This is a genomic window from Aeromonas sobria (genome assembly GCF_050266975.1).
GTDB classification, from domain to species: domain Bacteria; phylum Pseudomonadota; class Gammaproteobacteria; order Enterobacterales; family Aeromonadaceae; genus Aeromonas; species Aeromonas sobria_B.
On sequence record NZ_JBKISU010000054.1, the window covers coordinates 1 to 10,335 of the forward strand.

At 61.3% G+C, this 10,335-nt stretch carries 12 protein-coding genes and 1 tRNA gene; 2 read left to right on the forward strand and 11 right to left on the reverse strand.

Going from position 1 to position 10,335, the window contains the following annotated elements:
- Positions 1-195 precede the first annotated feature (195 nt).
- Positions 196-1,146 (forward strand): transposase, encoded by a 951-nt coding sequence (locus ACLHZ1_RS19850; protein WP_427263447.1) that lies wholly within the window; start codon positions 196-198, stop codon positions 1,144-1,146.
- A 395-nt stretch (positions 1,147-1,541) separates the two neighbouring features.
- Here the strand turns inward: ACLHZ1_RS19850 and hemB are convergent, their stop codons facing one another.
- The 10 genes from hemB to ACLHZ1_RS19900 form a co-directional block, all read right to left on the reverse strand.
- Positions 1,542-2,561 carry a porphobilinogen synthase gene (gene hemB, locus ACLHZ1_RS19855; protein WP_427263448.1) on the reverse strand — a complete coding sequence of 340 codons (1,020 nt, stop codon included), beginning with the start codon at positions 2,559-2,561 and terminating at the stop codon, positions 1,542-1,544.
- A 3-nt stretch (positions 2,562-2,564) separates the two neighbouring features.
- Complete coding sequence (locus ACLHZ1_RS19860) at positions 2,565-3,350, reverse strand: TatD family hydrolase (protein ID WP_427263456.1); 786 nt, start codon at positions 3,348-3,350, stop codon at positions 2,565-2,567.
- A gap of 137 nt (positions 3,351-3,487) precedes the next feature.
- A complete protein-coding gene (gene tatC, locus ACLHZ1_RS19865) occupies positions 3,488-4,237 on the reverse strand; it encodes a twin-arginine translocase subunit TatC (protein WP_427263449.1) in 750 nt (249 codons plus the stop codon).
- Positions 4,234-4,710: a Sec-independent protein translocase protein TatB gene (tatB, locus tag ACLHZ1_RS19870; RefSeq protein ID WP_427263450.1), complete on the reverse strand. Its 477-nt coding sequence runs from the start codon at positions 4,708-4,710 to the stop codon at positions 4,234-4,236. Before tatB ends, tatC begins: the two co-directional genes overlap by 4 nt.
- A 3-nt stretch (positions 4,711-4,713) precedes the next feature.
- Positions 4,714-4,959: a Sec-independent protein translocase subunit TatA gene (tatA, locus tag ACLHZ1_RS19875; RefSeq protein WP_408797925.1), complete on the reverse strand. Its 246-nt coding sequence runs from the start codon at positions 4,957-4,959 to the stop codon at positions 4,714-4,716.
- Positions 4,960-5,000: 41 nt separating this feature from the next.
- The gene (gene ubiB / locus ACLHZ1_RS19880) at positions 5,001-6,641 is read right to left on the reverse strand and encodes a ubiquinone biosynthesis regulatory protein kinase UbiB (protein WP_427263451.1); all 1,641 of its coding nucleotides are present in this window, start codon (positions 6,639-6,641) and stop codon (positions 5,001-5,003) included.
- Entirely contained in the window at positions 6,641-7,249 is a 609-nt protein-coding gene (locus ACLHZ1_RS19885; protein ID WP_427263452.1) for a ubiquinone biosynthesis accessory factor UbiJ, read from the reverse strand. The genes ubiB and ACLHZ1_RS19885 overlap by 1 nt, the downstream gene beginning before the upstream one ends.
- A 9-nt stretch (positions 7,250-7,258) precedes the next feature.
- The gene (gene ubiE / locus ACLHZ1_RS19890; protein ID WP_427263453.1) at positions 7,259-8,011 is read right to left on the reverse strand and encodes a bifunctional demethylmenaquinone methyltransferase/2-methoxy-6-polyprenyl-1,4-benzoquinol methylase UbiE; all 753 of its coding nucleotides are present in this window, start codon (positions 8,009-8,011) and stop codon (positions 7,259-7,261) included.
- Positions 8,012-8,076: 65 nt separating this feature from the next.
- Positions 8,077-8,454, reverse strand: a complete 378-nt coding sequence (gene crcB, locus ACLHZ1_RS19895; RefSeq protein WP_408797915.1) for a fluoride efflux transporter CrcB — start codon at positions 8,452-8,454, stop codon at positions 8,077-8,079.
- 75 nt (positions 8,455-8,529) lie between these two features.
- Positions 8,530-9,795 carry a cytosine deaminase gene (locus tag ACLHZ1_RS19900; RefSeq protein ID WP_427263454.1) on the reverse strand — a complete coding sequence of 422 codons (1,266 nt, stop codon included), beginning with the start codon at positions 9,793-9,795 and terminating at the stop codon, positions 8,530-8,532.
- A gap of 147 nt (positions 9,796-9,942) precedes the next feature.
- Here ACLHZ1_RS19900 and ACLHZ1_RS19905 point away from each other — a divergent pair, with 147 nt between their 5' ends.
- Positions 9,943-10,146: a hypothetical protein gene (locus tag ACLHZ1_RS19905; RefSeq protein WP_427263455.1), complete on the forward strand. Its 204-nt coding sequence runs from the start codon at positions 9,943-9,945 to the stop codon at positions 10,144-10,146.
- Positions 10,147-10,209: 63 nt separating this feature from the next.
- Here ACLHZ1_RS19905 and ACLHZ1_RS19910 read toward each other — a convergent pair.
- Positions 10,210-10,285 (reverse strand) — tRNA-Thr (locus ACLHZ1_RS19910).
- Positions 10,286-10,335 lie beyond the last annotated feature (50 nt).

Here is a 10,335-nt window from a genome sequence, read left to right on the forward strand (position 1 = left end):
TAAAATGAAAGAAACCAATGCGGTCTTGTTGATGGATAAATTTATCTACTACCTGAAGCAACACCGCTTATATACCCGCACACTTGGAATTATTTGAGTCTCTAAAAATGAGGGGATCTCTGAGACCCAATCCCAGTTTTGACAACTCAGTCCCCATCCACTTTCCTTAAACTGTGAAACCCGAGGAGAGCCGCCATGACCATCGCCCGTTCACGCCAGATCAGCCTCGCCGATACGCCTTACTACCATGTGGTCAGCCGCTGCGTCCGGCGCGCCTTTCTCTGCGGTCAGGATGAACACTCCGGCCAAAGCTACGAGCACAGGCGCCAATGGGTTGCCGACAAGCTGGGTCAGCTGTCGCAGGTCTTTGCCATCGGCATCTGCGCCTATGCGGTGATGAGCAACCACTATCATCTGGTACTCAAGGTGCAGGCCAACATTGTCCATGAGTGGAGTGAACGGGAGGTGGCAGAGCGCTGGTCCCGCCTGTTTCAGTGGCCCTTGCTGGTGCGGCGCTGGTATCAGGGAGAGGAACTGATAGCACCCGAGCTGGACGTTGTGCACCAGCTGATCGTCCAGTGGCGGGAGCGCCTTCATTCCATCAGCTGGCTGGTGCGCTTGCTGAACGAGTCGCTGGCCCGCCAGGCCAATCAGGAAGATGGCTGCAAGGGCCACTTCTGGGAGGGTCGCTTCAAAAGCCAGGCCCTGCTCACCGAGTCGGCACTGCTGGCCTGCATGGCTTATGTGGACCTCAACCCGGTTCGCGCGGGTATCGCTCACACCCCAGAGGAGAGTGACTACACCAGCATCCAACGGCGGATAGAAACGACGACAGAAGAGGTGACATCCTCCCCATGGCTGCTTCCTTTTTCAACCAAGGGGGAGTCAGAAGCACTGCCCTACGGTTTTACCGATTATCTTGCCCTGGTGGATTGGACTGGAAGGGCTATCAGAGCCGATAAACGAGGATACATTCCAGACTCTCTTGCCCCCATCTTGCAGCGACTCGGACTCGATGAATCACGATGGCTGAAACAGGTAGCCCTGTTTCGACGCCTGGGTATCAGAGCCGTAGGAGACAAGACTGGCTGCCAGCGATATGCCGAGCATTGCGGCCAGACGCGATGCTACCAGCCCCGAATATAACGATCATGTCGCTGATTTACCTCTGCTCACTTCGCCATAGATCCCAGGCGCCAGACCCTAACTTTCGCATGAGACCCAAAAACCCCAGGCCAAGGCACCAACCTGCCCTGCGCACCTGACCATCTGCCGATCTCGCTCTGATATCGACAGACCCATGAATGCGCCAATAACACTTCCAATTTGATGGGTGTCCCAAAACAAACCTAACTTTCGCATGAGACCCAAAAACCCCGGGCCAAGGCACCAACCCTCCCTGCACACCTGACCATCTGCCGATTTCGCTCTGATATCGACAGCCCCATCGATGCGCCAATAACACGTCCTATTTGATGGGTGTCCCAAAACAAACAATGCCGACCCTGGGGTCGGCATTGTGAGCAATCGAAACGGTAGCATCAGCGCCGGGCGTCTTCCTTCAACCATTGGGCAACCCGTTTGGCGAAGTAGGTGAGTATGCCGTCGGCACCGGCCCGCTTGAAGCAGAGCAGGGACTCCATGATGGTCTCCCGCTCCTTGAGCCAGCCATTCTGGATGGCAGCCATGTGCATGGCATACTCGCCGCTCACCTGGTAGGCGTAAGTGGGCACGCCGAATTGATCCTTGACCCGGCGGATCACGTCCAGGTAAGGCATGCCGGGTTTGACCATGACGCTGTCGGCCCCCTCCTGGATGTCCAGGGCCACCTCGTGCAGGGCCTCGTCACCGTTGGCCGGATCCATCTGATAGGTAGCCTTGTTGCTCTTGCCGAGGTTGGCGGCCGAGCCGACCGCATCGCGGAAGGGGCCGTAGTAGCAGGAGGCGTACTTGGCGGAGTAAGCCATGATCTGGGTGTGAACGAAGCCATGCTCCTCCAGTGCCACCCGAATGGCGCCGATGCGGCCATCCATCATGTCGGAGGGTGCCACCATGTCGGCCCCCGCCTCGGCATGGGAGAGCGCCTGCTTGACCAGGATCTCGGTGGTGATGTCGTTCATCACATAGCCTTCGTCATCTATGATGCCGTCCTGGCCATGGGTGGTGAAGGGATCCAGCGCCACGTCCGTGATGACCCCCAGCTCGGGGAAAGCCGCCTTGAGGGCGCGAGTGGCACGCTGGGCCAGGGCATCCGGGTTGTAAGCCTCCTCGGCCAGCAGGCTCTTCTTATCGACGGGCGTCACCGGGAACAGGGCCACGGCCGGCACTCCCAAGGCGACCAGCTCGGCGGCCTCGATCAGCAGCAGATCGATGGAGAGGCGGTCCACCCCCGGCATGGAGGCCACGGCTTCCCGCTGGCCCTCCCCTTCCAGCACGAATACCGGATAGATGAGATCGTCCACCGTGAGCAGGTTCTCACGCATCAGACGGCGGCTGAAATCCTGTTTACGCGCCCGGCGCAGGCGGCGGCCCGGGAAGGCGCCCGGAAGAGTTGTGGCCATGAGTCACTCCTGGATTGGCAGTTGGAAGAAAGCGGCGGAGGTGGCCCGGGTATGGGCCATCAAGGCCTCGGGCGTTTCCGCGCGGCAGGCCGCCACCACTTGGGCGATGTGCGGCAAGAAGGCGGGTTCGTTGCGTTTGGGGCGTGGCTTGAGATCCCGGGGCACCAGATAGGGCGCATCCGTCTCTATCATCAATCGACCGGCCGGGATGCGCGCCACCTGCTCGCGCAGCGGCTGACCCCGTCGCTCGTCACAGATCCAGCCGGTCACGCCTATGTGCAGCCCCAGGGCCAGGCACTCGTCCAGCTCATCATCGGATCCGGTGAAACAGTGCAACACGGCCCCCGGCAGCTTGGGGAGCCAGGGGCGCAGGATCTTGATGAAGCGGGCGTGGGCGTCGCGGCAATGGAGGAAGACCGGCATCCCCAACTCGGCCGCCAGGGCCATCTGGGCGTCGAACACGGCATCCTGCACCGGGCGGGGCGAAAAGTCGCGATTGTAGTCCAGACCGCATTCGCCGATAGCCACCACCTGGGGCAGGGCTGCCAGCTCGCGCAAGGCGGCCAAGGTCTGTTCGTCCACCGACTTGGCGTCATGGGGATGCACGCCGGCGGTGGAGAAGCAGTAGCCAGGCCAGCGGGCGGCCAGGGCGGCACTGTCGTGGCTGCCGGCCAGGTCGGTACCGGTCAGGATCAGGGCGTCCAACCCGGCGGCGCGGGCGCGCGCCACCAGTTCGGCTTGTTCCCCGGCAAATTGGGGGCTGGTGAGGTTGAGACCTATGTCTATCATGGGATCGCTAAAGGTGCAGATGAAAGCCAGCAAGGGCCACTACCATACTCCCCGTGCCGGGTCATGAAAAGGGTCGACCACGCAGGCGGGCTCTCCCACCCGCCCTGCGCGGATGACGGGGCCAAAAAAAGAGGGCCTCAGCCCTCCTCACTCTCTTCCTCCGCCAGCGGCTCCCTACGGGTATAAAAACGCGCGAAGAAGACACCGACCTCGAACAGCATCCACATGGGAATGGCGAGCAGGGTCTGGGAGAAGACATCCGGCGGGGTCAGCAGCATGCCGATGACGAAGACGGTCACCACCACGTAGGGGCGCTTGGCCTTGAGGCTGTCCGGGGTCGTGACGCCGGTCCAGCACAGCAGTATGGTCGCCACCGGGATCTCGAAGGCCACCCCGAACGCGAAGAAGAGGGTGAGCACGAAGTCCAGATAGTTGGCGATGTCGGTGGCGATGGTCACCCCCACCGGCGCCGTGCTGGTGAAGAAGCCGAACACCAGCGGGAACACCACATAGTAGGCGAACGCCATGCCGGCATAGAACAGCAGGGCGCTGGAGCAGACCAGCGGCATGATGAGCCGCCGCTCATGCTTGTACAGCCCGGGGGCGATGAAGGCCCAGGCCTGATAGAGCAGATAGGGGATGGCGATGAAGAAGGCGACCACTATGGTCAGCTTGATCGGCGTGAGGAAGGGGGTCGCCACATCGGTCGCTATCATGCTGGTGCCGGCGGGCAGCTGGCTGATCAGGGGCGCCGAGACGAACTTGTAGATATCGTTCGAGAAATAGACCAGGCAGACAAACACCAGCAGGATGGCGCCGAGGGCATGGAGCAACCGGGTCCTCAGCTCCACCAGGTGGGCAATCAGCGGCTGTTCGGTCTGGCTCATGACTTGACCTCCCCTTTGCGATCCGGCGAGGCTGCCGCTGCGGGCTCGGCCACGGGCTCATGTCGTTCGGCTCGTTCGGCGCCCTGCGCGCTGACGGGTTGCGATCTCTCCGGCAGGATGCGGTTCTCCGGCTCAGGGGCCACGTCAGGCTCATGGGTCGGAGCGTCCGGGGACGATGCCCTGGCGTAAGGGTGAGTGACGGAGTCAGCCGCCGCCTTCAGCTTCTCGATGGACTCCTGCAACTCCGGGCTCAGGTTCTGCATCTGCAATTGCTCTGCCTTCTTGAGATCGTTGTGCAGCTCCTGCAGCTTGAGCTCCTGGGCCAGCTCGGACTTGACCGCATTGGCCGTGCTGCGCACCGCCCGGATCCAGCCGCTGACGGTGCGGATGGCCACGGGCAACCGCTCCGGGCCCAGCACCAGCAGGCCGACGATGCCGACCAGCACCAGTTCCCAAAAACCGATATCGAACATGGCTTAGGCCTGATCTTTGTCTTTCTGCTTGGCGCTCTCGTCCTGCTTGGTCGATTCGCTGAGCTGCTTGGGATCGAAGTCCGCATCCTTGCCGGCCGGTTTGTCCTGGGGCTCGTCGGACATGGCCTTCTTGAAGCCCTTGACCGCGGCACCCAGATCGCCGCCGATGCCGCGCAGTTTCTTGGTTCCGAACAGCAACACCACTATGGCCGCGATGATCAACAACTGCCAAATACTGATTCCACCCATGATTCGTTCTCCGAAATTGCGCCAGCGGGCGCGGATTGTGATTAGTGTGAGCGGGCCTTGAGCCAACCGAGCAGCCAGCATAACCCAGTGCCGGCGAGGCTGATTTGTCCCCACTCAATATGTTGTTTTTGGGTCAGCAAGAATACACCCACCAACAGCAGGCTGGCTCCAACCCCTAAGAGGTAGCGAGCCTGCCCCTGGCGACGATTATGACGGCTAAATTGGACAAACAGATGATCGAATTGACGCTGCTGGCTGCGGGCCTGACGCAGGGTCTCGTAGACCAGTTCCGGCAGCTCGGGCAGCTTCTCGGCCCAGAAGGGGGCCTTGTCGCGAATGGCATTCCATACCGCCTTGGGGCCGACCTGCTCGCCCATCCAGTGTTCCAGGAAGGGCTTGGCGGTCTGCCACAGGTCGAGCTGGGGATAGAGCTGGCGCCCCAGCCCCTCGACATAGAGCAGGGTCTTTTGCAGCAGCACCAGCTGAGGCTGCACCTGCATGTCGAAACGGCGCGCCGTGTTGAACAGGTTGAGCAGCACATGGCCGAAGGAGATCTCGGACAGGGGCTTCTCGAAGATGGGCTCCAGCACGGTGCGGATGGCGAACTCGAACTCGTCCACCCGGGTGTCGGCAGGCACCCAGCCCGACTCCACATGCAGCTCGGCCACCTTGCGGTAATCCCGGTTGAAGAAGGCGAGGAAGTTCTCGGCCAGGTAGCGCTTGTCTTCCCGGTTAAGGGTGCCGACGATGCCGCAGTCGATGCCGATCCAGAGCGGGTCCTCCGGGTGCTCGCGGGCCACGAAGATGTTGCCCGGGTGCATGTCGGCGTGGAAGAAGCTGTCGCGAAACACCTGGGTGAAGAAGACTTCGACACCCCGTTCGGCCAGCAGCTTCATGTTGGTTCCGTTCGCTTCCAGAGCCTGGATGTCGGAGACGGGAATGCCGTAGATACGCTCCATCACCAGCACCTGCTCGCGACAGTGTGCCGAGTAGATCTCGGGCACGTAGAGGGCGTTGGAGCCGGTGAAGTTGCGGCGCAGCTGGATGGCGTTGGCGGCCTCGCGCATCAGGTTCAGCTCGTCGAGTATGGTCTTGCGATACTCTTCCACCACCTCCACCGGGCGCAACCGGGCGCTGGAGGGGATGAAGCGCGCCACCAGACGGGCCAGGGCCGTCATCAGCCGCAGATCCGCCTCTATGGTCTGCTCTATGTCCGGGCGGATCACCTTGATGACGATCTCGCGGCCGTTCTCCTTCAGCCGGGCGGTGTGCACCTGGGCGATGGAGGCGGACGCCAGCGGCGTCTCGTCGAAGTCGTCAAACAGGGTCTCGATGGGGCATCCCAGGCTCTGCTCTATCTGGCGGCGGGCCGCCTGACCACAGAAGGGCGGCACCCTGTCTTGCAGCAGGGCCAGCTCTTCGGCAATGTCCGGCGGCAGCAGATCCCGCCGGGTCGACAGCATCTGTCCGAACTTGATGAAGATGGGGCCGAGCGTCTCGAACGCGAGGCGGATACGCATGCCGCGGCTGCGCTGCGGCGCGCGATCCTTGAGCCAGAACAGGCTACGGCGGGCCAGGCGACCGGGCCAGGGCTGATATCTGGCCGGTACCAGCTCGTCTATGCCCTGCTCGAGCAGGATGGCGACGATGCGGTAGAGGCGTTTGAACTCCTTGGGGGTCATCAGGGGATCCGTTGTTCGAGTCGGGCGAGGCGCAGCTCGGTGGCCTTGAGGCGCTGGCTCAGGGCCTCCACATCGTCACAGAAGCTCGCCACTTCCAGCGGGCCTGGAGCGAGGCGCGCCTCTTCCGTCAGAAATTCGGCCAGCTGGCGCTGGCTGCGGCACAATTCGCGACCTATCGCCTCCCGCGCCTTGTGGGCACCGCGAAACAGGCTGTGGGCCAGCACGTCCCCGGTGTAACGGGAGAGCTGCTCCTCCCAGTCGATGTCGAGCTCCCCCAGCAGGGCACTGAACGCCTGCACCAGCTGGGGATCGCCGTGCAGATCCAGCTTCTCCTCGCGGATGTAGCGGGTCAGGGCAGAAGGATCCTTGAGCAGGCCGAGGGCGGTGAGGGAGAGGCTGAGCACGGCATCGGCCTCCCCTTCATACTGGGCCAGCACGTCGAGGCGACGCTCCGAGAACAGGAACCAGAGCGGTTTGAGCTCCCGCAGCTCCAGCTTGAGCACCTTGCCCCTGAGCTTGAACAGCCGCTCATGGCTGTGCCCGTCGAGGCGCAGCAGCTGATTGAAACTGGTTTCGATCACCGCCGTGACCATGGCATCCATCGGCATAATCGGCCCTTAGAACTTGTAACCGCGGTGCAGGGCGACCACACCCTGGGTGAGGTTGTAGTAATCCACCTGATCGAAGCCCGCCTCCAGCATCATGCCCTTGAGGGTTTCCTGATCCGGGTGCATGCGGATGGACTCCGCCAGATACTTGTAGCTTTCGCTGTCGTTAGCGACCACTTCACCCATTTTCGGCAGCAGTTTGAAGGAGTAGAGATCGTAGAACTTGGCGATCACCTCGCTCTGGGGCTTGGAGAACTCCAGCACCAGCAGGCGACCACCCGGCTTGAGCACCCGGAACATGGAGGCCAGCGCCTTCTGCTTGTCGGTGACGTTGCGCAGGCCAAAGCCGATGGTGATGACGTCGAAGTGATTGTCCGGGAAAGGCAGGGCCTCGGCATTGGCTTGCACGAAGGAGACATTGTTGGCCACCCCCAGGTTGCGCAGCTTGTCGCGGCCCACCTTGAGCATGGAGTCGTTGATGTCCGCCAGCACCACCTGACCCGTCTCGCCGACGATGCGGGAGAACTTGGCGGTGAGATCACCGGTACCGCCCGCCAGATCCAGCACCTTCTGGCCACGGCGCACGCCGGAACAGTCGATGGTGAAGCGTTTCCACAGGCGGTGAATGCCGAACGACATCAGATCGTTCATCAGATCGTACTTGGCTGCGACCGAATGGAAGACACCGGCCACCAGGGTTTCCTTCTCGTCGGCGGCAACGGTTTTAAAGCCAAAATGCGTAGTTGTAGTCGGTTCCGACATCCCTCAAACACCCATAGAACAAACAATGGCCGCCAGTTTACCAGAGCCGCCAGCGTCCGGACACCTTAAACCCGGCTGGCAACCAACTGCATGCCCAGCACCACCATCAGCAGGCAGAGGAACAGATTCAGGCCCATGTTGAGCACCGCCTTGAACCAGGCGCCATGCTGGGCCAGCACCACTGTATCCAGGGCGAAGGAGGAAAACGTGGTCAGGGCCCCCAGCAGACCCACCATCAGCAGTGGCTTCATGGGGTGTTCCATCACATGACCATTGCTGATGAGGGCGAAGGCAATCCCCATGATGAAGGAGCCGACAAGGTTGACGGTGAGGGTGCCGTAGGGGAAGTGGCGGCCCAGCAGCAGGGCCATCAGTTCGCCTATCCCAAAGCGCAGGCAGGCCCCGAGGGCGCCCCCCGCGGCCACATATAGCCAGGTCTGCATGGCAAGTCTCCAAGAGTGTCTGCCGACATTATGCAGAAGTTCCCCCGCCCATGACAGGGGGAAGTCAGGACGGGTTCAGCGTTGAAAATCGATCGGCTCGGGTCGCTCCAGCACAATCTCTGTTTGGGCGTGGTGAGTCTGGGCGACCACCTTGCCATGGCGGATCGAGTAGCGCACCGGCACCTGACGGCGCACCGCATCGAAGCCGCTCTCGGCCGGCAGTATGATCAGGTTGGCCGGTTTGCCCACCTCCAGGCCGTAGCGATCCTGTACATTCAGGGTGCGGGCACTGTGGCTGCTGATCAGTTTCAGGCTGTCATCGATCTGCGGGTAACCCATCAGCTGGCAGACATGCAGCCCCATATGCAGCACCTGCAACATGTTGCCTGTCCCCATGGGATACCAGGAATCGAACACGTCGTCGTGGCCGAAGCAGACGTTGATGCTCGCCTCCAGCATCTCCTTGACCCGGGTGATGCCGCGACGCTTGGGATAGGTATCAAATCGTCCCTGCAGGTGGATGTTCACCAGGGGATTGGCGACGAAGTTGATGTCCGCCATCTTGAGCAGACGGAACAGGCGAGAGGCATAAGCCCCGTTGTAGGAGTGCATGGCGGTGGTATGGCTGGCGGTCACCCTGTCACCCCAGCCCCGCTCCAGGGCCAGGGTGGCCAGGGTCTCGATGAAACGGGATTGTTCGTCGTCGATCTCGTCGCAATGCACGTCGATCAGGGCGCCATAGCGCTCGGCCAGCTCGAACGCATAATGCAGGCTCTCTACGCCGTACTCCCGGGTGAACTCGAAGTGCGGGATGGCACCCACGACGTCGGCACCGAGAGCCATCGCCTCTTCCATCAGCCCCTTGCCATTGGGATAAGAGAGGATCCCCTCCTGGGGTAAGGCCACGAGTTGCAGCTCGACCCAGGGTCTCATCTCTTCGCGCAGCTCCAGCATGGCTCTGAGGGCGACCAGCCCAGGGTCTGAGACATCCACATGGCTGCGCACGAACTGGATGCCATTGGCGATCTGCCACTTGAGAGTCTGCCTGGCCCGGGATTTGACATCCTCATGGGTCAGCAGCGCCTTGCGCTCCGCCCACCGCTCTATACCCTCAAACAGGGTACCAGACAGGTTCCAGCTCGGCTCACCCGCGGTCTGGGTGGTATCGAGATGGATGTGAGGTTCGATGAAGGGGGCCATGGCCAAGCCCCCTTCACCATCGAGTTGAGGCCCATCCAGCCCGACGCCGCCCGCCGGGGCTATGCTGGTGATGAGCCCATCCTGGCAGTGGATCTGCCACCTCCCCTCTTGTCCTGCCAGTCTCACATTGGTGATCAGCATTGCGACTCTCCCACTCTTGATTGCAACCCACTTTATTTGACAACAAGTTAGCTTGGATCAAGTGATGAGAGAAGCCTTTAGATGTGATTCATTCGAGAACTGTTAACATGGGGCACACAGACATCGTCAAGGAACAGAAGGGACAAGATGGACGAGAAGATGATAGAGATTGGCAGTATCGGCCTGTTCAACGAATACCTGCAAGGTCTGGGGGTCCGCAAGCCGCCCCTCGACACCATAGAGCAGCGTTGGGAATATCGACAGGAAGAGAAGTTGATGGCCATGGTCACCAGGACGCCCTCCGGCGAGGCCAGATTCTATCTGGATGCCAGGGCGATCTCGCTGAATTGATGGCTCGGTCATCAAAATGAACATGCAAAAAAGCCTCCCTTTTCAGGGAGGCTTTCGTCTTCATGGTGCTGATACCCAGAGTCGAACTGGGGACCTCATCCTTACCAAGGATGCGCTCTACCAACTGAGCCATATCAGCACACTAACCGGTAAAGACCGCACTGTGTGCGCTATCTAAATCTTCTGTCC